The following is a 21,107-nucleotide window of genomic DNA, read 5'->3' as shown; positions in this document are numbered from 1 at the left end:
CGGATGGCGAAGGGAATGTCGACGGAAGCGCGCAAGAAGGACACGCGCGAGAAAATCGAGCTGGGCGGTCTGATCGTCAAGGCGGGCTTGCGCCACGAGAAGCGGGCGCTGCTGCTCGGTCTATTGATCGAAGCCGCTGGGCGGATCAAAGGCGACGAAGCCGAGCGGGTGCGCCTGACCACGATCGGCGCGGAGGCCTTTGGTCGTGACAGCGAATAGGCTTCTCCTCGCCCTCTTACCAGTGACCATCATGGTCGCAGTCACCGTCCTCATGCCGGGCGCTGAGTTTTGGCTCGCTGCGTTCGGAAAGACAGCACAGGCAAAGCTGATGCTCGCACGCGTCGGGCTTGCCTTACCCTATATGACGGCGGCGGCGATCGGCGTGATCTTCCTGTTTGCCGCCAACGGCGCCACACAAATCAAGACTGCGGGATGGGGCGTAGTCACCGGATGCGTTGCGACGATCTTGATCGCAGTGTTTCGCGAGGCGACCCGCCTTGCTAACATCGCTGACATTGTCCCATCGGGCCAATCGGTTCTCGCCTATGCAGATCCGGCTGCGATGCTTGGCGCGGCCGCCGTATTCCTCGCCAGCGTCTTTGCTACGCGCGTCGGGCTTCGCGGCAATGCCGCGTTTGCGGACGCGGCTCCCCGTCGCATTCGCGGCAAGCGTGCTGTCCACGGCGAGGCCGACTGGATGAGCATGGTTGAGGCCGGCAAACTCTTTCCGGATGCGGGTGGCATCGTCATCGGTGAGCGCTACCGCGTCGATTGGGACAGCGTCTCGGGCGTCGCGTTTCGCGCGGACACGCAGGCGACATGGGGTGCCGGTGGCAAGTCCCCTCTACTTTGCTTCGATGGTTCGTTCGGCTCATCCCATGGCATCGTCTTTGCCGGCTCCGGCGGTTTCAAGACCACGTCGGTGACAATCCCGACCGCGCTTAAATGGGGCGGCGGGCTCGTCGTGCTCGATCCGTCGAGCGAGGTTGCGCCAATGGTCGTCGAGCATCGACGAAAGGCTGGACGCAAGGTGATCGTGCTCGACCCCGCCGATCCTGCGACCGGATTTAACGCACTCGACTGGATCGGACGGTACGGTGGCACGAAAGAAGAAGACATCGTTGCGGTCGCGACATGGATCATGACCGACAATGCACGTGCGGCCTCGGCACGCGACGACTTCTTTCGCGCGTCTGCGATGCAGTTGCTGACCGCGCTGATCGCCGACGTCTGCCTGTCCGGACACACCGACCCAAAGGACCAGACGCTGCGCCGGGTCCGGGCGAACCTCTCGGAGCCAGAGCCGAAGCTGCGCGAGCGGCTGACGCGGATTTACGAGCAGTCGGAATCCACCTTCGTGCGCGAGAACGTCGCCGTCTTCGTCAACATGACGCCGGAGACGTTCAGCGGCGTTTACGCCAATGCCGTGAAGGAGACGCACTGGCTCTCCTATCCGAACTATGCTGCCCTCGTCTCGGGCGACAGTTTCTCGACCGACGAACTGACGACTGGCGTCACGGATATCTTTATTGCTCTGGACCTCAAGGTGCTGGAAGCGCATCCGGGACTGGCGCGGGTGGTGATCGGCTCTTTCCTAAATGCGATCTACAATCGCGATGGCGAGGTAGCGGGGCGAACGCTGTTCCTGCTTGATGAGGTGGCGCGTCTCGGCTACCTGCGCGTCCTCGAAACGGCCCGTGACGCAGGACGCAAATATGGGATCAGCCTGGCGCTGATCTTCCAGTCGCTCGGCCAGATGCGTGAGGCCTATGGCGGCCGCGATGCCAGCTCCAAATGGTTCGAATCCGCATCCTGGATTTCGTTTGCCGCGATCAATGACCCGGAAACCGCAGAGTACATTTCGAAGCGTTGCGGCGACACCACGGTCGAGGTCGACCAGACGAACCGTTCTTCCGGAATGAAGGGATCATCGCGGTCTCGCTCGAAGCAACTCATCCGCCGCCCGCTGATCTTGCCGCATGAAGTGATGCGCATGCGTGGCGATGAGCAGATCGTCTTCACCGCTGGCAACGCGCCGCTGAGATGTGGCCGCGCGATCTGGTTCCGGCGCGCCGACATGATATCGATCGTCGGCGTGAACAGGTTCCATCGAACAGCGCCCGAACGCGAAGCTGTCTCGAAGGCGGAGACGCCATTGACACCGTTACGCAAATGAGAGGAAATCGGCCATGCAACATTGGAAAAAGACCTGGTACCCACTGCTCGGACCGTTGATGATCTGGGTCGTATTCATCATCGCCGTGCCATTTCTCGGAATGGGCGTGATCGTTTCTCTCGGCGTCTTGACGCCGCTTGGCGATACGATCGTGAAAACCGTCGCCATGTTCTGCGCTCTGATACTTGCACCGCTTGCGGCTGTTTGCGAGATCGCACCGCCCTTTGTTACCAGGGAGGAGGTGCGCTGGCGCAACAGCAACAGCGAGCACCTCTTCGAGCGCGATGTGGTCTGGGAGGATGTTCCGTTTCTGCCACCTGTCCTGAACCGGATCCGGTCGACAACTGGAAAACGAAAGCCGCGGGAGGAGAAGGAAAGCGCGACGGCCAGCGATACAAAGCCGTCCACTGCGTAATAACGATTCGTGGAGCGTCTACCCTGAAATGCATCTGGGGTGCGAGCAGAGCCGTCCCCCGAAGTGGGCTCGCCTAACCTTTTCCTTCCGGAAAAAAGATGGCTTGCAAAGCGCGGAACCCGATCGCAATTCTCATCCGCCTCAGTGCTCGTTGTCCTGATCGTAGCGGGCATTGATGTCACCGGTCACGACCTGGTCGTGGATCATTTTGCGCTGGCGTGGAACGCGCCGGCAGCCAAAGGGCGCTTCGGTTGGAAAACGGCGCGACGTGAAACAAGCAAGGGCGACACGAAGAGGATGAAGAGCATCGGAGAAATCAGCATGCGCCGGCCACAGGCCGGGATTTCGGGAATTCTCGACGCGCAAGGAGTGGAACAAGGACAGCCGCAGGAGCTTCAACATAGTGGCCCGAAGGGGAAGCGGGACCGACTGCCCCGCTCTTTGCGTTCCGTTTTTATCTGCCACGCAGTCCTTGACGCCGAAGCGGCGGATGGGCGCGACGAAGACATACCCGTTACTTTGCCGTGCCAATTCGGGCGACGAGGCTACTCGTCCTCATCACCACCCAGCAGCCCATCATAGACTTCCAGGAGTGCATTGGTGATCGTCTGCCCAAGTGCGTTCCCAGCGACGCGAAGCTCTTCCTCCGTGCCGTCCCGCGCTGCTCTGGCCAGCTCGAACCCCTGATCGCTGACGATCTGCTTGGCGGCTTCAATCGCCCAAAGCCCGAAGTCACCGCGATTATCGATCTTGATTGCGTCGTCCATTATGCTCTGCCCATTGTTGGAATGCGGCTTCTATCGCGACTGCTCGCGGATCGCCAGCACTCATCAACGTCGTGAATCAGAACCCTCGCATTGATTCAAAACTGTCGTTGGACGAGAGCGGGCGCCTTCGTCATGTTTTCACCATGGCACTCTACAATTTCAGGCTTTATTGCCAGCGCATCGACGCAACGAAAAACATGGCGCGCTATTATGCGCTGTCGTTGCAGCCCACCCTGTTCGGCGAGATGGCCGTGGTTCGCTGTTGGGGACGGATTGGAAGGCGTGGCGGAGAGAAGTGCGAGGTGTTCGCCACGGAGAGGGACGCTGCGCGGCATTTCCTGGAACTGGCACGGATAAAGCGGGGTAAGGGCTACCGACCGGTCGGAAACTGTGGAAATCCCGGCAATTCCACGCCACATGCCGCACCGCCTCAATGACAGCACGCCAATCCGCTGTCAGGGATTCCGTATCAACAAGGATGCGGAGACGTAAAATGACGACCACGAATGAAATCGCCGACAAGATCGCCGGCGAACACAGCCTGACCAAGGCACAGGGCAAGGCCATCGTCGAAGCGGTAATAGCCTCGATCACTCAAGCCGCGATTGCCGGCAACGAAACGAGCCTGCCGGGCTTCGGGAAGTTCAAGGTCAAAGCGACACCGGAGCGCGAAGGCCGCAACCCGTCCACCGGCGCGACCGTGAAAATCGCGGCTTCGAAGAAGCTGACCTTTGCGCCTGCAAAGGCGCTCAAGGATGCACTGAACAAGTGATCTAACGACTTGGGAGAGCCCCGCCTTTCGGCGGGGCCTTCGTTGCTATCAGTCCCGGTTCGACCGGGACCAGATGAGGGAGAGGCCTTCCTCCCCTTCGACCTCGATCAGCGTTGCGTAGATCGGAGCCGGGAAGCTCGGGTCGTCGAGCTTGACCGAGAGGTAGTCGCGGCCTTCGTTCGAGGTCTTCTTCCAGGCTGCGCCGAATTCGACCGTTGCTCCGGCGAGGATGCGGTAGTCCGGGCCTTTCTCGGAAGTGCGCTCAACTGTGCGAATGGTTGCCTTGACGTTGAGGTTGAGGGTCTTGATGGTGCCGGAGAAGCCGTTGCCGGAAGCGGTGAAAGAGCCGATGGTTGCCATTGTCGTATTCCTTTTCGGTTGTTCGGGCCGCATCCATCGCGGCCTCGATGGCAGTCGATAGGACCGGAGTCGATCGGCCCGCACCTGAAAGGCCGAAACGAAGTGGAGGACGGCCAAAGGCGAGGCTTTCTTGGTCATCGCGAGGAATGGGCGCTTTAGCGCACAGGGGAAGAAAACGAGCCGGCCGTTGCGGATGCCGATCGAGCCGAGCATCGCGAGGCGGTTTTTGGTCAGACATGCCCCATCGAGACCGCAGTGGACGTGCCAACCGTCAGATAAAGGGGTACAACTATGGCATCATCGGGAGGTGCCGAATGGGAGCGGGTTGCATAGTGCCCACAACTCCCAATCGAATAATCGAAGCGAACGCCCACATGTGACAGATTGCCGGAACGGGCATTATGCCTCCTCGCTTATGCTCAGACGAGTTCGCCAAGGTGGTGTCTGACCCATTTCGCCTCCTCCGACGCTGTGCGACCGAAATGTCGTTTGAAGTCCCGGCTAAATTGGGCTGGGCTGGCGAAGCCGACCGAAACAGCGACCTCTGCGATTGTGGATCTCTGACGGGCGATCACCAATCTGGCTTCGTGGAGCCGCATTGCTTTGATGTATTGCATCGGACTGGTGCCTGTTAGGTCTTTGAAATGGACGTGGTATGAGGGAACGCTCATGCCAACCTTCCTTGCAAGATCGGCGATGGAAATTTCAGAGCCGTAATTGTTCCGCAACCAAGCCAAACTCTGGATGATTTTCCCGGATGTCCCCTTCGTCTGGAGCGCGGCTATCATTGCACCGCCCTGCGGACCAACCAGAACGCGGTAGTGCAGTTCGCGCAGAATGGCGGCCCCGATAACAGCACTCTCGACGGGACTTCGCAGTGCTCTTAGGAGGCGCAACAAGACATCCTCGATGTCGTCAGCCATCTTGCTCGACACTAGACCCCGTGGCTTGTCGTCCGTCAGTTCGGCGTGCTGCTCCATCTGCAAGGCAATCTCTGCTGCAAGTTGCATGTCGAATTCGAGGTAAACGGCAAGCAAAGGCCGCTCTGGACTGGCGATCGATTCCATTCGGAATGGAACGGGCACCGAAACAGCCAAATAGTGGTCTTCATCGTAACGGAAAATTTCTCCGTCCAGCATGCCTTGCTTTCTTCCCTGCAGGACAAACACTGCGCCCGGTTTGTAGAGGACCGGAATATCGTGAAGTACTGCCTCGGTACGCAGAATGCGCACGGGATCAAGTGCCGTCGGATTGTACCCGTGACGGGGGGCGAGACCATCGGCCAACTTGACCAGGGAGGTTCGCCCTGACTGGCGATCTCCATATCTCATAGGATTTGGCAAGGAGTTCATCGAATTCGCGATTTTTTCATCAGGTGATGCATATTATCTGTCAAACGTATCCTCAATCAAGGGCGTTTGCACATCATGTCAAAAAAGACCTTTTTCATCACCGGCGCAAATTCAGGTTTCGGCCTGGCCATCGCTACGGCTGCCGTCCAGAAGGGCCATCAGGTAATCGGCACCGTCCGCTCCGAGGCGTCACGCTTGGCGCTAGCCGCAGCCGTGCCGGCCGCGCACCCCGTGCTATGCGACGTCACGGAGTTCGACCGCATGGCGGACGTCGTCCGGCTTGCGGAAAAGAAACATGGCCCAGTTGATGTGCTGATCAACAATGCAGGTTACGGCCACGAGGGCGTGATCGAAGAATCGCCTCTCGAAGAGATGCGCAGACAGTTCGACGTGAACGTCTTTGGCGCTGTGGCTGTCGCCAAGGCGTTTATTCCCAGGTTCCGCGAACGGCGCCAGGGTTTCATCGTCAATGTCACGTCGATGGGCGGCATGATCACCATGCCCGGTATCGGGTATTACTGTGGCAGCAAGTTTGCGCTGCAAGGCATATCGGAAGTGATGCGTTCAGAAATGGCGCCGTTCGGCGTGCATGTGACGACGTTATGCCCCGGTTCTTTCCGCACAGACTGGGCCGGACGTTCGATGATCCGCACGGAAAGGTCGATCGCGGATTACGATTCCCTTTTTGATCCGGTACGCGAGGCCCGGCAGGCAGTCAGTGGCAAGCAGCTTGGTGATCCAGAGAAACTCGCTGCAGCCGTCTTGATCCTGGTCGAGACCGATAACCCGCCACCGCAGCTTCTCCTTGGCAGCGACGCTCTCAAGCATGTATCGGCGAGAATCAAGCGCCTTCAAGAAGAGATCGATGCGTGGACGTCCGTGACGGTATCGACGGACGGCTGACCGGAGAAAGAGGGCGCTCGGACCCTACGGCGCATTTACCCATTTATGATTATCCTAAATGAGGTCTCAGGCGGGGCCGAAGCCCCGCGAACGTCCTATTCGAATGCTGCCATCTGGGCGGTTGCTACCTTTTGATCGACGGAGTTGGCAGGCTGTTCGACCGTGCGCTCATAAGGCTTCCAGGTTTCGCCTGTGATGTCCTCGTAAGCCGAGACGGCGCCTTCGGCTGCCATGCGAAGCACGTGGGCCTGCAGGCCCATGTCGGCTGCGAACTCGCGCTTGCGCTGGGCGCGGCTGTCAAAGCCGACCGGGCCGTCCAGGTCCTCGTCTCTGGTATCGTTGGAAAGCTTCGTGGTGAGATCGCGTGCCTCGGTGACGGCGCGGCTGTAGAATTGCCCGGCGCCGTAGGCGGAGCCGACAAAGGATCCGACGATGCGCTGCATGTGGATCTGCATGGCCTTTTCGGCGAGGCCATCCCTCAGGGCATCGGCGCTTTCGATCAACTGGCCTCGGTGAAGGTCGCGGATCCCGTCGCTGTCGATGAGGGCAAGGCCGAAGCTTTCGGAAATGCGCAGTGCCTGGGCTGTATCAGGGAAGGCGTGCCTGACCATTTCGAGCGTGGTGGCGCGCTGGGATTTTGCAGGATGGTTCTTCTGGGTGGAGCGGTTGAGCGGTGCCATGATCGGATCCTTTATGAGCGATGTTTCAGCGAAGCCCGGGGTGCTGGTTGTCGTCCGGCTCAGCCCCTCGGGTGCGGGCAAAATGACATGGGCGTCAGCGGCCCGGCCCAAGGTCAGGATATTGCCAGGAGGAGCGGGGACGGTTTGCGGATGGTGCGGCCCGCACTTGCGGGCTGCGCCAAACGCGGGCCTGCCTTGCGACGAGGCGATGATCCTGCCGCAACGCGGCGTGGCACACGGCCTTTGACCGGGACGCGCCCATGTCAGACCGCAGCAAAACCGAGGTGCTGTGCCGGGCGGACAATCTGGTTTCGGCATAGTGATGCAGTCGCCAATCGGAATCCGATCCTGGTATCGCCACATCACCCACAGAGGATGCTGACAATTCCCAAATCCAGCCACGCTCCAGTGAGGGGCGGTTGCTGCCGGTTACATGATCCGACCTCACCGCGCTTCGATCAGAGCGTCGCCGCACGCTCGACGGTGTGGAACTCCACCCAATATCCGGCTCTGTTGATCTGCATGGCATGATCGGTCGGTGGCCACGCCGTGCTTTGCATTTCCACCGAGCCTTCATTGGTCGGGTCAGCTCTGCCCGCCGGGAGCGGAAATCCTGCTGTCGTGCCCAAATTCCGTGATAAAACGCGATGACATCGATCACCGGATTTCGCTGACCGTCGGTGTTGGTTGGAGATTCGGCTGTCATCGCCGTGCCGACCAGGTCACGAAGCTGGATGGCCCATCATATGGCTCGTGCTTGAGCGGATCGATGACGAAGCCATGTCGGCCGATAATATAGTCTGACGATGGAACCAGAAACCTTCGTTCATCGGTTCCGTCACACTTGGCGCCTAGGGTCGCGATGCATTCGACGAAACCGGGCTTGTGATTGGAATTGAGTGCCGCGATGACAACCCAGTCGTTGCGATGTCGCTTCTCGAAATCCTGCCTGTCCCGGGCATGTGACTGGCCCTCTAGGAGAGTAACGCCCATGACGCGCTCGTAGGCATCTGGATAATAGTCGCGAAGCGTGCGATCAGCCAAACGCCGCTCATAGGCGGTGAACCGCTGCGGGAATGCATGGGCGACCTTCGCCCATTCACAATCCTCCTCGTAAAATCCGGTGTCATTGCGATAGAGGGGATGGACGACGGCATTGGCATTCTCGTCGAGATGGAAACCGCCGTGGCTGGCGGTCGAATGCAGAATGACCCCGTCAGCATACTGCCGCGAGATCTGTGCCACGCCCCAGGGGGTTGTCGCTCCAGCTCGTATCGTCGGCCGCGACAGTGCCCGAAGTTCAGTCTCATGCGCCGCTTTCTCTGCGGCGATCTCATCATGGATTTTGGCCATGACAAACTCCTTCTGATTGCTCGAAACAAAGACGCCGCCGGCATGAGCCAGCGGCGTCGGTTCAGTTCCCTCTTGTTTGGCGTTATTCGGCGGCCTCGCGGAAACCCTCGTCGGGTTCTGCGTCAGCGGCGGAATGGTCGACAAGGTCACCATCGGAATGCTCCTCCTCCAGTCGACCCGGCTGATCGGCATCCTCCAACTCGCTATCGGCGCTGGTGTAACGTCCGACCCACGACCCCACCTCCTCGGCTGATGGCGCAAGCAGCGCTGCCGGATGCACCAGTTTTCCCTCGGCAAAGTGCTCGACCAGAGCCGTACGAGTATCCTTCACCTTGATCCGACCGGGCACGCCTGCTGTTTCGGCTGCAGCCTCCAGCGCATTGCGCGACAGGCATGAGAGGAAGTCTTCGGTTGCCATGTTGGGCAGGAATTGATCCGCGCCGATCGCATCACCGGTGATGCGGGCGATCAGGCCGCTATCGGAGCGATTGCGCCGAAGAGACAGGACTTCGATCAGAACCGAGCGCGCAGCCTGTATCAGCGTCTCGCGATCGAATGAGAATTTACCGTCCTCGCCGATCAGGCGGGCGGCGTGCGGGCCGCATTTGGCGTGCCCGTAGGGATTGTCCGATGCGCCACTGGCGACCGTGACATTGGTGCCGGTGAAGGCGAGAATGAGCAGAGCCATCAGTGTGTCATCCTCGATCGGCGCACGGGCGAGTGCCTCGTGCAGAGCATCGGTGCGCAGGTCGCCGATCATGTCGAGACCCTTCTGGGTCACATCGGGTCGCGCCCTCGGTGCCTCGACCTCCTCGATGAGGGCCTCGACCCCATCGGCATCCTTGATCAGCTGCGGCTTCTTCGCCTCCGGCATGCGATAGGCGACGGACTGAACCGAGCCGTCGCGGGCGTTGATGTACCAGCCAGTGAGATCGCCCTTGCCCGGCTTGCCGTAGACCTGTTGTGCCTTGGCCGGGAGCTTGGCCTGGCCGTATTCGTTGGCCTCGATGACAGCGCCACGCTGGGGCAGGTTGCTGGCCAGCCACTCCTGCTGCGCCCCGAGAAACGCCTCGACATCGGTGGTGTAGCGGCTGTCCTCGTCGGCGGGCGCGAACAGGTCCTCGACCCAGGTGATACCGTAAGCCTGCGCCAACTCGTCACCGAAGCTTGCATGTTTGGCGAGCATCCGGGTTCTGGTGAGGGCCCGGGCAACCTCCCACCAAGACACCTGCGGGTCCTGCTTCTTCGGCTTGTACTTCTTCCACACCTCGCCCTGCTCGTCCTGGCCGGCGGCGGCGATCGTGCGCAACTGCTGCTCATTCGGCATATCGCCACGCGCCATCTGGTCGAGCATGGATGGCAGGATGTTGGCGAGCAGCCGCAGCTTGCGGATCTGCCGGCTCGGGAGCGCCAGCGCCATGGCGATCGATTCCTCCGTCCATCCCAGAGCCACCAGACGCTCGATAGCCCGCCACTGATCGACCGGGTTTAGCGGTTCACGGGCGATGTTTTCCGCAAAGGACTGCATGGCGCCGAGATCGTCGGAGGGATCGGCCAGCAAGAGCGGGATTTCCGCGAGGTCTGCTGCGATGGCCTGCGCCGCGCGGCGATGACCGAAGACGATGATGTAGCTGTTGCCGCCCTCTGGATCGAGTTTGACGACGGGCGGCTGTACGACGCCGATGGCCCTGATCGATGCGCACAATAGCGCGTCAGACTGAGGTGAGGATTTCGACTGGCGGGACCGGTCGGGATTGTCCTTCAGGCTGCGCGGATCGGCTGTAATCAACTGCATGGGAATGACCTTTCGGTTTCGGGCGGACGGGCTGTCCTTGCCTCCTCATCTTCTTTTCGAAGACACCTTCCGAACCGCAGGACGGGCCGGCGGCTGCAATTGCGGCGGAGCAGACCTGGCTTGCGGAGGAGCGAGGCACACCTGCCGTGCGAGGCAAGCTGGCCCGGTCTCGGCGACCGGCGCGATTGAGGGAACTGTCAGCCGATGGACTGTCCTTGCGAACCGGTTTCCTATCTCCCCTCCTCGTTCCTCCCTCGTCTTAAATCTGCCCGACCACGATTGGCCATTCGCACCAGGCGCTGTAGGATGTTGAACCTGGACGCCGAAACAGAATCACTCAATAATATAACCTTGACAGCATATAACTCTGAGATCATATTATGACGAAGGAATGGGCAGTTCTGCTCCACGACGAGTTCGACCCGGAGTTTTCAGCGCTGCCGGAAGAGGTACAGGACGAAATCTTCGCGGCATTGCCGCTCCTGAAAGCTTATGGTCCACAACTTGGTCGTCCCTACGCCGATACGCTCAAGGGATCGGCACACGCGAATATGAAGGAATTGCGGTTCAAGGCTGCAGACGGCGTCTGGCGACTGGCTTATGCGTTCGATCCCGAGCGCCGGGCAATCCTCCTGGTCGCAGGCGACAAATCGGGCGGCAGTCAGACGCGGTTCTACAAAGTGCTGATCGCAAAAGCTGATCAGCGATTGACACAGCACCTCGACGCAATGAAGGAGAAAAAGAATGGCTAGATCATTGGATGACGTCCTTCAGGGCCTTCCTGCGGAACGTCGCGAACGGCTCGAACAGCTGGGCAACGAGCGGCTTGAGGAATACCGGACGCTGCAGGATCTGCGCAAGGCGCGCGACCTCACCCAGGTCCGTATGGCCGAAACGCTCGGTGTAAAACAGGAAAATATTTCGCGTCTGGAAAAGCGGAGCGATCTGCTTCTGTCCACGTTGCGCAGTTATGTCGGGGCCATGGGCGGGACACTTGAACTTGTTGCTCGTTTTCCGGACCGCCATCCCGTCGTCCTGTCGTCCTTGTTCGATAATGATGCCGGGCCTGTCACAAAAGAAAATCCGGCAAGATCTCGTACCAAAAAAACACCGCTTCGCAGCCTGTCAGGCTGATAAAGAACTTAGGTCCGCTGGCAAAAAGTGCTCGCGCACTTGAAAACGAAAGGGCGCTTGACCCTTTCGGGGAGCGCCCTTTCCGACCCGGACAGCTACGCGCGACGATCGCCATCGCAGGGAACAATCGAAACGGGGATGACCGATAGATGTGTATCTCGACCCGTTTCAAATGAGCGGAGAAGTTCCGCCATTCACGCCGCTTCCTGGCGATCTTCAGGCGGTTCATCGGCGGTCTCCGCTAGATCCCTTTCGATCTCGTCCAGTTGGCTCAGCTTGAGTTCGAGCTCTGCTTCGAAAGAGAAGGCCTCTCCCAAACGCGGCGTATAGGAGGCGAGACGCCGTTTCGCATCGACGAGCCGATTGCGATGGTTCTCGCGTTCCTGTTCAAACCCGCCGAGAGCATGCTCGAGCCGGGAGATGGCCCCGATCGGCGTCGTGGTGACGGCCAGGTCGATCTCGTAGTCGCCACCGGTGCGTTGAAGAAACGTGTCGTAGCGATAACCGTCCTTGCCGAACCGCTCGCCATGATAGGCGAGATCGAAGCCGCCGATCGTGGCGATGATGACCTCTTTTTGCTGCTGCAATTGAACCAGCGTTAGGATTTCCTTCATCAGCGCGCGTCCAGCCAGTTTGCGTTCATCGAAATCTTCGCTTCCGACCTGTATCGAGAATGCGTCGCCCGCGGTCGGAACCGAACGGTCGATGTCCTTGCCCACATCCTCGATTCGCCGACCAGAAAACTCAATATCCCGTTCGGCGTCGCGGATCTGCCGCCGGATCGCGTGCTGGTCATCGATATGCGCCGCCCGTAAGCGGTCGAGACGGGCGATCTCTGCCTCGAGCCCCGCTTTCTGCATCAGCCGCTCGTCGCCGGACGCGATGGCCTTGGCCATGGCGAACTGGTTTGCCTGCCCCTCACCCATATCTTCCAGCCGACGCACACTCGTGTCGCCGGAGAGGGCGGCCGCGATGAACCGTGCCTTGCGTTCGTTGTTCTGCCACATGGTGGCGTCGAGGCTCCCAAGCGTCGCGTAGGCATAAACGTCCACCTCATCGTGCTGGTTGCCCTGGCGGATGATCCGGCCCTCGCGTTGCTCGATCTGCGATGGCAACCACGGAACATCGAGATGATGCAGGGCTTTGAGCCGGGCCTGAACATTGACGCCGGTGCCCATGGTTTCGGACGAGCCGATCAGCACGCGGACCTTGCCGGCATTGAAGTCGTTGAACAGCCGCTGCTTGGTGTCCGACTTCTTATAATCCTGCATGAAGGCGATTTCGGATGCCGGCACGCCCAGGCGGACGAGCTCATCGCGGATCCAGCGATAGGCGGAAAAGCCGCGCGTGGCTTCGACGGAGATGGTGCCGAGATCGGAAAAGATCAGCTGGCCGGCGCCCGGCCGGTCGAACGGCTTGCCGTCCTTGCGGCGATATTCCGTCTCTCCTGTCTCCTGCCAGATCCGATAGGCGTTGGCGACGAGGGCGTTCAACTTGTTGGCCGCCTCATTCTCCATAGCCTGATCGACCAGCCGCAGATCGATCGCGGCATGGCGTCCATCGGTGATCACCGAGAGCAGGATGTCGTCACCGGCCTTTGCCGGCCCCTCGCGCGTCTCGATCGCCTTGATCCGGGCGTCCAGCTGCTTCTGGTATGCCTTGAAGGCTGCCGTCGGTTCGGCGGTGACGATCTGGCGTTTGCCACCATATATCTCGGGAACCCTCACATAGGTTCTGAGATCCGCCGGCAGTACGACGTCGGCAAATGAGCGGAACATGGCGATCAGCTCCGGCACGTTGACGAACTGGCTGAAGCGCGTGACCGGCTTGTACTTACCCGACGGCTGCAGCTCGAGTTCCGTCGAGGTGTCGCCGAAGGTCGAGGCCCAGGCGTCGAACTCGTGCAGTCCGCGTTCTGACAGTGCTGCTGGATCCATCATCCGCTCTACGGAGAACATCTCGCCGAGCGTATTTGTGATCGGCGTTCCCGAGGCCAGCACCAGCGCCCTGCCCGGGTTCTTCGTCTCGATGAAGCGGGATTTGACAAACAGGTCCCAGGCGCGCTGCGAGCCGTTCGGATCGACACCGCGCAACGTCGACATGTTGGTGGCAAACGACAGCTTGCGGAATTCCTGCGCCTCATCAACGATGATCTGATCGATCCCGAGTTCGGAGATCGTCAGCAGATCGTCCTTACGGGTGGCGAGGCTTTCGAGCCGTTCCTTGTGCCCCTCCTTCATCCGTTCGATACGCTTGCGCGACAGTCGGTCGTCGCGCTCGACCTTGACCAGAAGCTCCTCGTAAAGCTCCAATTCGTCCTGGATCATCTGGGCCTCGAACGCAGATGGCACCGCGATGAATCGAAACGCCGAATGGGTGATGATGATGGCATCCCAGTTGGCGGTCGCCGCCCGTGACAGGAACCTATGGCGTTTCTCCCGAACGAAGTTGGTCTCGTCGGCGACCAGGATGCGGGCATTGGGATAGAGAGCCAGGAATTCGCGGGCGGCCTGCGCCAGGCAATGGCCGGGCACGACCAGCATCGCCTTGTTGATCAGACCGAGCCGGCGCTGCTCCATAATGGCGGCCGCCATGGTCAACGTCTTGCCGGCGCCGACGGCGTGGGCAAGATAGGTGGCACCGGCGGAGATGATCCTCCAGATGCCGCGCTTCTGGTGCCCGTACAAAGAAAAGGCGCCTGAGGCGCCCGGTAGTTGGAGATGATCGCCGTTGAAGGCTCGCGGCGCGATGTTGTTGAAAGTGTCGTTATAGACCCGTGCCAGCCGGTCGGTGCGATCTGGATCAGACCAGATCCACGACTGGAAGGCGGTCTTGATCTTGGCGAGCTTTTCCTTTGCAGCCTCCGTCTCCACCGTGTTCAGCACCCGACGCTCGGTCTCGCCGTCGCGGACGGTATCGAAGATCTGCGGCACGGAGGAGTTTAGCGCGTCCGATAGAAGCTGGCCGGCATGGCGGCGGTGCGTGCCCCATTCGGTCGTGCCCGATGCCGACCATTCCAACTGACGGGCATTGACCGTCCAGGTCGCCAGTTCAGGCAGATGATGAATGGAAATCTCGGCCTCCATGGTCTCTCTGACGAAGGAAACGACGTCATCGGCGGGAATCCAAGGCGCGCCAAGGCGTGCGGTGATATCCGAGGGCCTGAGATCGGCTGGCTGGACGCGCTCAAGCGCCACGACGTTGCGCTGAAAGGCCGGATCTATGTCCGCGGCGGCTCGTGCAGTTACCAGTTTCGAGCGTACCGCGCCGGACAGATAGGCATCTGACATCTGCCAGGAGCCATTGGACGGATCGCGGAAGATCGCGTCCCCCAGCTGGCCGACGACATCATCGACATCACGGTGCAGAAGCTCGGCGATATGATCCGGATCCACATGGCCGCGTTCGTTGAGCACCACCGCGAGCGCATCCAATGCCGAGGTGATGACGGGTGCCGGCGGAGGCGCAATCACCCGTTCGGTAAAGATCGGCCCGGGCTTGGCGGTGTTGGTCTCCAGATCGTAGTCCTCGATCGAGGCCACCAGCCAGCAATCGGGATCGTCGAGGAACGGCACGATATTTGGCCGGCGATGGACCTCCCGGACCTCACCGGTTTCCGAATCCTCCGATGTCGAGACGGAGGTGAAGTTGATCGGACCGAACTCGCGCACGAAGCTCGACCAAGCGATGCGAAGCGACACCTGCGCCTTCTGCCAGGGCTGGTCGCGTTCCTGAAGCTTGAGGATGAGCCGGACCGCGTCGCGGATCGGGATCAACTTTCGGATGATCAGGGCGTGCTTGGCAAAGATGCCGTCGGTGCTGCGGCCCTTCCTGACCTCGACCGGGACAGCAACCCCGTCCACCACCTGCATCAGCGCCGTGGCCTTGCCGATGAAATAGCTGCCTTCGCGCACCTTGGGATCTTCGGGCCGCTCTGCCATGGCTTCCGCTACTTCGTCCTCAAGGGCAAAGTCGATCGTGGAAGCTTTACCGTCGTAAATCCCGGCGGGCAGCTGACTGATTGCGGAGTTCAATATCGTTTCGAGGTCATTGTCAAAAGGGAGGCACCTATAGGCTTCGCCGAATGGACCTGACGTGATCGCATGCCGTCCCAGTACCATGTCGGAATGATCGGCGAACCACCTGTTGATACGGACGCTGTCGTCCTTACCTTCCACCTTTACATCCACGAGATCGACCCATCTGTCGTCTCCAGCCGGCTCGTCGGCGCGGCGCTTCCGGAAGAAGAGGATATCGACGACAACATCCGAGCCGGCGTCAGCGCGGAAGCTGCCTTCGGGCAGGCGGATCGCGCCAACGAGATCGGCCATGCCGGCGATGTGTTCACGGCCGCGGGCGTCAGCCTTGTCCATGGTGCCGGACGAGGTCACGAAAGCAGCAAGCCCGCCGGGCTTCAGCCGGTCGATGGACTTAGCGATGAAATAGTCATGCAGCCGCAAGCCGAGAGACCGGAAGGCCGGATCACTTTTCACCGTTCGGTCGGAAAACGGCGGGTTGCCGATCGCGAGATCGAAGTGCGCCGGCAACTCCATCCGGGCGAAATCGCCTGACATGATCCTGGCCCGTGGTTGCAGCAGTCGGACGATCCTGGCTGTCACTGGATCGAGCTCGACGCCAGTGACTTGGCTGACCTCGGAGAGCGCTTTCGGCATCAGGGCCGGAAACATGCCCGTGCCGATTCCCGGTTCGAGTACCCGCCCGCCCTTGAAGCCCATGCGGATCAACCCTGCCCAGATGGCACGGACGATAAACTCGGGCGTGAAATGCGCATACTGGGTGCAGCGCGCCAGCGATGCGTAATCCCCTGCCGTGACGGCGCTTTCGAGATTTCCGCCGAGGTCTTCCCAGCCTTTGCGAAACGCCTCGTCGCCGGGACGCCGGAATATTCCGGTGGCCAGATCCGAGGCGCCGAAGCCGGTGAACTTGATCAGCCTAGCCTGTTGGTCTGGTCGGGCCGGCACTCCGTGACGTTCGATCTCACTGGCCAGCAGGATTGCGGCAATATTGTCGCGTGCCCGGTCGCGCCACGATTTGGCGAGACCGCGAGAACCCTGCAGCCGGAAATCGACCTTCGTCCGTATCTGCGGCGTGGTTTTCGGTTCCTTGCGAACCGGAGCGGCTGGCGCCGGCGTCGAGGGCGGCGGGTCGATATCGATATCGGTCCCGAAGTCTGCTGCGAAACCCGGCACCCCGAGATCAAAACCGGATGAGAGAGCTGTATTGCCGAACAGGTCGATGGTGAAAGGATCGTCATGCGCCATAGGAAAACTCCTGTAAGTGGGCGCGCCGAAGCACACTCGCCGTTGGGAGCGGGTGTTGCCAGGGCGCGGATGGTGGAGGTTTGGAAGTGAAGGCTGCCTTCAGGCTGCGATGGTTTCCGGCAAAAGACGGAATTGCACCGGCAGCTTGGCGGCGATCTCCTCGTCGGTCAGATCGTCGAGCAGCTTCCAGACCTTGCCTTGAGCTGAGGGATAGACGAGCACGATCTGGCGATTGCGCAGATCGGCTGGAAATCTGTTGTCGGCATAGCCACGAAAATCCGGACCGGTCGCGCTCCAGATATGATCGAGTTTTTCCTGTCGGTTCATGGCGCGCACCGGGCGGGATTCGCGGGTGATGATCGCGGCACGCATCCGGTCGGGCGACTGACGATCGCCCAGGTCGCAATAGCCGTGGAACCATCGGGACCGATCATCGATCGTCAGCGCGAAGAACACGCTGGTGACGCTGGCGGCCAGAAACTCGCGCATGGCGAACATGTCACCGCGGTAAAACAGCGGCGGGAGGATCTCGAACATGTGGTCGTGATCGGCTTCGGATATCTCAAACCACTCGCCGACATATCGCGTGCCATTTATTCTGTCATCGTCGAACGGCGACTGGCTATGGCGATTGAACAGGGTGTACATTTCGTGGCGACTGGCGACACCTTCGAACACTTTACGGATGGTGGGAGGATTGAACATCGGCTGCTCCTTTGGGGTTGGGGACCGAAGCGGAAGCCTGATCGACCTCTTCTTTCAGTCCTTTGATCACCCCTCCTCAGCCGGCGCCTCGCGGGCAGCGGGTCAAGGGCCGCCGTCAGGCGGGCGGCAGCTTCACCCTTGATGCGCTGGCCGCGTATGCGGCAGCTCTCCTCTCTCCCTCCTCTCCTTCAATTCCTCATTCCAGTCCTCAGCTTCCGGCCGTAGCCGCGAGAAATCGCAACCGGCGCTGTCCGCCATCTGGCGCAGGCGATCGGCAAAGACCTCACCCTGAACATTGTTGTCGGTCGCTGCCACAAGCCACGCGCCCTCCCCGGAAGCCAATGTCTGCAACGCTTGCGCGGTCAGCGGCGACCAGCCGCCACCGGTGCTGACATAGAGCGTGTCCGGTCTTGTTTGCTCGATCGCCGCCAGACTGAGCGCGTCGACTGCCGCCTCTGTGACGCAGATCCGACGAGCGCCATCCATTCCAAACTGGAAGAGCGCCTTGGCACCACCGGTGGAAAATCCGCGCCAGTCCGGGCCGCGCTCCTCCCAGCCGATGACGGCGCCCGCTTGATCGATATGTTTTGCCCACATCGAGCCATATGGGCCTTCTCGAAGAACGTCCGCCTCGATCGCCGCAGAGATGACCTGCCATGGCAGCGCCCTGTTCTGTCGAAGATAGCTCCATGTCGCCGATGCGCGCCACGGCCGCTTTCGGTGATTCCAGCGGTCAGCGACCGAAGCCATTGGTTGCGTTTGAAGAAGAGGCTTCTCCCAGGTCGGCATGGTGGGCTGAAACGCGATGAGATCGCCGACGAACGCCAAAGCCTCGGCAAAACCGATCGCATGGAGATAGCTGGCAAGCGCGAAGACGTCGCCTTTGGCGTCGGAACGGGCATCGAACCAGCCTCTGTCGCCGCGGATCACGATGACGATGTCGTCGTCGCGCCGGAATTTGACCGCCCGGCGCGTGCTCTCTTTCCGGTCTATCGCGAAGCCCTCATACTCAAGGACGGCTGCGCAGCCCACCCGGGCGCGTAATTCTTCGATGTCACTCTTTTCCATATCACTTCCTTTAGCTTTCCTGACTGTTTTGGCTGTCAGCGCCCAAGCCGCGAAGATGGAAGCGTGCAAGGGCGCGGTTCGCAATGTGCAGATCTGCCGGACAAGCTCGCGGCGAAGCCTCCCTTGCGTGCGCATCAGCGCAAGCGGCACGCGCTCCCCCGAAGGGGTGATCGGCTCAATGAGCCGATCCGTAAGCAAAGGGATCATAGATATTGATGATGGCGTCCTCGTCGCCGTCATACTCGGCGGAAATCATGACGCCGATCTCGCCATCCACCTCGAAGAGCGTGACCGGGACCATCAGGGTCCGAGCAAGATCGAATGCGTGGTTTTGTGCGAGGCTGAGATCCGACATGTGAGGCTCCATCCGTTGGCGGGGCCGATCCCCGCTCGATGGCGCCCGTTCGATCCGGACCCGGCCGCGGTCACCTCGGCGGCGAAGGCGAAGAGGTCGCAGCAGCTGCGAACCCCTTGCGGGTTGACCGTCCAAAGACGGGACTGGATTAGGGATGCCAGACAAAAGAGCGGGAATCGGAAACGCCGATGGGTGGGGCATCATTGCGTTCGGCCTGAATTGTCCGGCCGCTTGCTGAGCAGGCGACCTGCAGGTTCCGATGCAAAGAAGGTGTTGGGCAGTTGCTGCTTGGCTTTCCGAAAGAGGAACTGTGCAGCAACGCTCGATTGTGCCAGACCAACGATCATTGAACGCCTCAGGGATGAAAGCCCGAAGGGAGAAGACTCGCGTCCCGAAGCTTCTGCGTAGCCAACAGCCTGGCCCGACAGGGCGACGTCCCCCTACTGTGGAGGCCTCGTTCTCACCGGTGTGCAACGATTGGGAACAACACGCCCGTTACGCCGAATTGCCTATGCATCTTACTGACCAATATTTCGATATAAAAATTGGTCAGTATGGCGGCGATGGTTGCTAGTGACCAAAGTTTGTATATAATCTTCGGTCAGAAGGTAGGAAAGCCATGCCGGATCCCACATCGGACACTCTTGAGCGCATTCACGATCGCATAGCTGCCGCGTCCCCCGGAGGCGTATGGTCGCGTGACGACTTCCTCGATATCGGAACGCCCAATGCGGTCGAAAAGGCGCTGCAGAGGCTCACCACCCGCGGAGATATTCGGCGCCCATATCGAGGCTTCTACGACAAGCCGGGCATCGGCCAGCTGACTGGGAAAATGGTATTTCCGCCCCGCGCCGCGTTCGTCGACGCGATTGCGCGACGTGACAAGTTGCGGGTTCTGGTTGACGGCATGACAGCCGCTAACGATCTTGGCTTGACGACAGCTGTCCCCGCTCGTTCGACGATCTATGCGGATACCTACCCTCGCACGATAGAGATCGAAGCCAACTCCGGCGATCCGAACGCAACGAAGCCTGTCATCTACCGGCTCGATTTCAAGAGAATAGCGGCAAAGACGGCTTTTTGGGCCGGGCGACCTGCCATGCGGATCGTTCAGGCCCTAACATGGTTTCGGGATGAACGGTCGAATTTCGAAACCATCATCAACGGCGTGGTCCGTCATCTCGCGCAAAGCTCGCAAAAGCGATCAATTGTCGAGGATCTGCACGATAACATTCGCGCCCTTCCTGCCTGGATGTATCCCGTGGTGGAGACAATAACGCGCGACATTCGCGTCTCAGAGGAAGAACATGCGCCAGAGCTTCAATAAAGTGCTTCGCAGTAGCGCCGATGAGCGCCGGGCCTTGTTCGAAACGGTGGCTTCCGACCTGTAGACGCGCGCCGAGAATATCGAAAAGGATCTCTACGTCTGCTGGGTCCTCGACTTCCTGTTCAATAGGCGCACCGACGATCCGATCGGCCTCTACTTCAAGGGTGGCACCAGCCTCAGCAAGGCCTATGGCCTGATTAATCGCTTTTCCGAGGATATCGATATCGGCATCTACAAAGCCGATCTGAAAGTACCGACCGAGAGTGAGATCGCCGCTCTCTCCTCGGTGACCAAGCAGCAAGAGGCGCTGGCGGAAGAGGTCGACGAGGCCGCGCGCCAATATATGTCCGGGCCCCTAAAGGAAAGTCTCAGCCAAGAAATTGCTACGGTCGAGGCCGAGATCGGCCAAGTCGGGCATTTCTCTCTCAATTTCGGTTACGATGCCTACCGGAAGAAAGATGCCCTCGACGTTCTCGTGGTCGGATACAAAAGCGTTTTCGATACAAGCGCTGGCTATGTTGAGGCAGCAGTGCGTATGGCACCGTAACGTTAACCGGCCATCGATCAAAATGTGGGATCTGGCGGCATGACCAGATTTGCCCGCGATCCTCTTTATCGTCGCCACCGATTTCCAGCGGAGGTGATTGTTCATGCCGTTTGGCT

Annotated in this window: 20 protein-coding genes and 2 pseudogenes; 11 read left to right on the top strand and 11 right to left on the bottom strand. The window is 60.3% G+C overall.

The genetic code is table 11. From position 1 onward, the window contains the following. Positions 1-3: 3 nt before the first annotated feature. Genes traD through EFD55_RS31855 form a run of 3 tightly spaced genes read left to right on the top strand, consistent with a single transcriptional unit; the run spans position 4 to position 2,591 of the window. Positions 4-219, top strand: a complete 216-nt coding sequence (gene traD, locus EFD55_RS31865) for a type IV conjugative transfer system coupling protein TraD (protein ID WP_165504912.1) — start codon at positions 4-6, stop codon at positions 217-219. Next, positions 206-2,176, top strand: a complete 1,971-nt coding sequence (gene traG / locus EFD55_RS31860) for a Ti-type conjugative transfer system protein TraG (RefSeq protein WP_125850954.1) — start codon at positions 206-208, stop codon at positions 2,174-2,176. The genes traD and traG overlap by 14 nt, the downstream gene beginning before the upstream one ends. 13 nt (positions 2,177-2,189) lie before the next feature. After that, entirely contained in the window at positions 2,190-2,591 is a 402-nt protein-coding gene (locus EFD55_RS31855; protein ID WP_125850952.1) for a hypothetical protein, read from the top strand. 141 nt (positions 2,592-2,732) lie between these two features. On the opposite strand, the gene EFD55_RS31850 is transcribed toward EFD55_RS31855, so the two are convergent. Continuing rightward, positions 2,733-2,993: a hypothetical protein gene (locus tag EFD55_RS31850; protein WP_125850950.1), complete on the bottom strand. Its 261-nt coding sequence runs from the start codon at positions 2,991-2,993 to the stop codon at positions 2,733-2,735. A 143-nt stretch (positions 2,994-3,136) separates the two neighbouring features. Further along, positions 3,137-3,358: a hypothetical protein gene (locus EFD55_RS31845; protein ID WP_125850948.1), complete on the bottom strand. Its 222-nt coding sequence runs from the start codon at positions 3,356-3,358 to the stop codon at positions 3,137-3,139. Between the two features lie 143 nt (positions 3,359-3,501). On the opposite strand from EFD55_RS31845, the gene EFD55_RS31840 reads away from it, so the two are divergent. Beyond that, positions 3,502-3,795, top strand: coding sequence for a WGR domain-containing protein (locus EFD55_RS31840; RefSeq protein WP_125850946.1), 294 nt, complete (start codon positions 3,502-3,504; stop codon positions 3,793-3,795). Positions 3,796-3,851: 56 nt separating this feature from the next. Next, on the top strand, positions 3,852-4,130 hold the full coding sequence (locus EFD55_RS31835) for an HU family DNA-binding protein (RefSeq protein ID WP_125850944.1): 279 nt from the start codon (positions 3,852-3,854) through the stop codon (positions 4,128-4,130). A 48-nt stretch (positions 4,131-4,178) separates the two neighbouring features. Here the strand turns inward: EFD55_RS31835 and EFD55_RS31830 are convergent, their stop codons facing one another. Both EFD55_RS31830 and EFD55_RS31825 read right to left on the bottom strand, forming a co-directional pair. Then, positions 4,179-4,490 (bottom strand): DUF736 domain-containing protein, encoded by a 312-nt coding sequence (locus EFD55_RS31830; RefSeq protein WP_125850942.1) that lies wholly within the window; start codon positions 4,488-4,490, stop codon positions 4,179-4,181. Between the two features lie 419 nt (positions 4,491-4,909). After that, the gene (locus EFD55_RS31825; RefSeq protein ID WP_125850940.1) at positions 4,910-5,842 is read right to left on the bottom strand and encodes an AraC family transcriptional regulator; all 933 of its coding nucleotides are present in this window, start codon (positions 5,840-5,842) and stop codon (positions 4,910-4,912) included. 75 nt (positions 5,843-5,917) lie between these two features. Here EFD55_RS31825 and EFD55_RS31820 point away from each other — a divergent pair, with 75 nt between their 5' ends. Beyond that, a complete protein-coding gene (locus EFD55_RS31820) occupies positions 5,918-6,745 on the top strand; it encodes an oxidoreductase (protein WP_125850938.1) in 828 nt (275 codons plus the stop codon). A 95-nt stretch (positions 6,746-6,840) separates the two neighbouring features. Here the strand turns inward: EFD55_RS31820 and EFD55_RS31815 are convergent, their stop codons facing one another. From EFD55_RS31815 to EFD55_RS31805, 3 genes are all read right to left on the bottom strand, one after another. After that, the gene (locus EFD55_RS31815) at positions 6,841-7,425 is read right to left on the bottom strand and encodes a hypothetical protein (protein WP_125850936.1); all 585 of its coding nucleotides are present in this window, start codon (positions 7,423-7,425) and stop codon (positions 6,841-6,843) included. A 702-nt stretch (positions 7,426-8,127) separates the two neighbouring features. Next, entirely contained in the window at positions 8,128-8,778 is a 651-nt protein-coding gene (locus EFD55_RS31810) for a DUF7007 domain-containing protein (RefSeq protein WP_125850934.1), read from the bottom strand. An 82-nt stretch (positions 8,779-8,860) separates the two neighbouring features. Then, entirely contained in the window at positions 8,861-10,573 is a 1,713-nt protein-coding gene (locus EFD55_RS31805) for a ParB/RepB/Spo0J family partition protein (protein ID WP_125850932.1), read from the bottom strand. 380 nt (positions 10,574-10,953) lie between these two features. On the opposite strand from EFD55_RS31805, the gene EFD55_RS31800 reads away from it, so the two are divergent. Both EFD55_RS31800 and EFD55_RS31795 read left to right on the top strand, forming a co-directional pair. Continuing rightward, on the top strand, positions 10,954-11,325 hold the full coding sequence (locus EFD55_RS31800) for a type II toxin-antitoxin system RelE/ParE family toxin (protein ID WP_070150050.1): 372 nt from the start codon (positions 10,954-10,956) through the stop codon (positions 11,323-11,325). 4 nt (positions 11,326-11,329) lie between these two features. After that, complete coding sequence (locus tag EFD55_RS31795) at positions 11,330-11,707, top strand: XRE family transcriptional regulator (protein WP_205909818.1); 378 nt, start codon at positions 11,330-11,332, stop codon at positions 11,705-11,707. A 194-nt stretch (positions 11,708-11,901) separates the two neighbouring features. On the opposite strand, the gene EFD55_RS31790 is transcribed toward EFD55_RS31795, so the two are convergent. From EFD55_RS31790 to EFD55_RS31775, 4 genes are all read right to left on the bottom strand, one after another. Continuing rightward, positions 11,902-16,989, bottom strand: coding sequence for a helicase-like domain-containing protein (locus EFD55_RS31790; RefSeq protein ID WP_125850928.1), 5,088 nt, complete (start codon positions 16,987-16,989; stop codon positions 11,902-11,904). Between the two features lie 99 nt (positions 16,990-17,088). Beyond that, complete coding sequence (locus EFD55_RS31785; RefSeq protein ID WP_125850926.1) at positions 17,089-17,694, bottom strand: DUF1419 domain-containing protein; 606 nt, start codon at positions 17,692-17,694, stop codon at positions 17,089-17,091. Positions 17,695-17,826: 132 nt separating this feature from the next. Further along, entirely contained in the window at positions 17,827-18,762 is a 936-nt protein-coding gene (locus tag EFD55_RS31780) for a DUF3991 and toprim domain-containing protein (protein WP_125850924.1), read from the bottom strand. A gap of 175 nt (positions 18,763-18,937) precedes the next feature. Next, positions 18,938-19,117 (bottom strand): hypothetical protein, encoded by a 180-nt coding sequence (locus tag EFD55_RS31775; RefSeq protein ID WP_087730430.1) that lies wholly within the window; start codon positions 19,115-19,117, stop codon positions 18,938-18,940. A gap of 619 nt (positions 19,118-19,736) precedes the next feature. Between EFD55_RS31775 and EFD55_RS31770 the strand changes: the two genes are divergently transcribed. The 3 genes and pseudogenes from EFD55_RS31770 to EFD55_RS34035 all read left to right on the top strand — a co-directional run. Further along, the gene (locus EFD55_RS31770; RefSeq protein WP_125850922.1) at positions 19,737-20,444 is read left to right on the top strand and encodes a DUF6088 family protein; all 708 of its coding nucleotides are present in this window, start codon (positions 19,737-19,739) and stop codon (positions 20,442-20,444) included. A 79-nt stretch (positions 20,445-20,523) separates the two neighbouring features. Then, positions 20,524-20,982, top strand: a pseudogene (locus EFD55_RS31765) (nucleotidyl transferase AbiEii/AbiGii toxin family protein); the annotation flags it as partial. 48 nt (positions 20,983-21,030) lie between these two features. Then, positions 21,031-21,107, top strand: a pseudogene (locus tag EFD55_RS34035) (IS6 family transposase); the annotation flags it as partial.

The organism is Rhizobium pisi (assembly GCF_003938655.1).
Taxonomy (GTDB): domain Bacteria; phylum Pseudomonadota; class Alphaproteobacteria; order Rhizobiales; family Rhizobiaceae; genus Rhizobium; species Rhizobium pisi.
Note: the sequence above shows the minus strand (reverse complement) of the source record. Positions and strands in the feature narration are given on the sequence as shown.

What these genes read in the sequence shown, in the direction of transcription:
- EFD55_RS31850 (WP_125850950.1), bottom strand. Translation starts at nt 2,993, where the DNA reads ATGTTGAAGCTCCTGCGGCTGTCCTTGTTCCACTCCTTGCGCGTCGAG.
- EFD55_RS31790 (WP_125850928.1), bottom strand. Translation starts at nt 16,989, where the DNA reads ATGGCGCATGACGATCCTTTCACCATCGACCTGTTCGGCAATACAGCT.
- EFD55_RS31830 (WP_125850942.1), bottom strand. Translation starts at nt 4,490, where the DNA reads ATGGCAACCATCGGCTCTTTCACCGCTTCCGGCAACGGCTTCTCCGGC.
- EFD55_RS31825 (WP_125850940.1), bottom strand. Translation starts at nt 5,842, where the DNA reads ATGAACTCCTTGCCAAATCCTATGAGATATGGAGATCGCCAGTCAGGG.
- EFD55_RS31780 (WP_125850924.1), bottom strand. Translation starts at nt 18,762, where the DNA reads ATGGAAAAGAGTGACATCGAAGAATTACGCGCCCGGGTGGGCTGCGCA.
- EFD55_RS31855 (WP_125850952.1), top strand. Translation starts at nt 2,190, where the DNA reads ATGCAACATTGGAAAAAGACCTGGTACCCACTGCTCGGACCGTTGATG.
- EFD55_RS31845 (WP_125850948.1), bottom strand. Translation starts at nt 3,358, where the DNA reads ATGGACGACGCAATCAAGATCGATAATCGCGGTGACTTCGGGCTTTGG.
- EFD55_RS31810 (WP_125850934.1), bottom strand. Translation starts at nt 8,778, where the DNA reads ATGGCCAAAATCCATGATGAGATCGCCGCAGAGAAAGCGGCGCATGAG.
- EFD55_RS31770 (WP_125850922.1), top strand. Translation starts at nt 19,737, where the DNA reads ATGCCGGATCCCACATCGGACACTCTTGAGCGCATTCACGATCGCATA.
- EFD55_RS31835 (WP_125850944.1), top strand. Translation starts at nt 3,852, where the DNA reads ATGACGACCACGAATGAAATCGCCGACAAGATCGCCGGCGAACACAGC.
- EFD55_RS31815 (WP_125850936.1), bottom strand. Translation starts at nt 7,425, where the DNA reads ATGGCACCGCTCAACCGCTCCACCCAGAAGAACCATCCTGCAAAATCC.
- traD (WP_165504912.1), top strand. Translation starts at nt 4, where the DNA reads ATGGCGAAGGGAATGTCGACGGAAGCGCGCAAGAAGGACACGCGCGAG.
- EFD55_RS31800 (WP_070150050.1), top strand. Translation starts at nt 10,954, where the DNA reads ATGACGAAGGAATGGGCAGTTCTGCTCCACGACGAGTTCGACCCGGAG.
- EFD55_RS31805 (WP_125850932.1), bottom strand. Translation starts at nt 10,573, where the DNA reads ATGCAGTTGATTACAGCCGATCCGCGCAGCCTGAAGGACAATCCCGAC.
- EFD55_RS31820 (WP_125850938.1), top strand. Translation starts at nt 5,918, where the DNA reads ATGTCAAAAAAGACCTTTTTCATCACCGGCGCAAATTCAGGTTTCGGC.
- EFD55_RS31785 (WP_125850926.1), bottom strand. Translation starts at nt 17,694, where the DNA reads ATGTTCAATCCTCCCACCATCCGTAAAGTGTTCGAAGGTGTCGCCAGT.
- EFD55_RS31840 (WP_125850946.1), top strand. Translation starts at nt 3,502, where the DNA reads ATGGCACTCTACAATTTCAGGCTTTATTGCCAGCGCATCGACGCAACG.
- EFD55_RS31775 (WP_087730430.1), bottom strand. Translation starts at nt 19,117, where the DNA reads ATGTCGGATCTCAGCCTCGCACAAAACCACGCATTCGATCTTGCTCGG.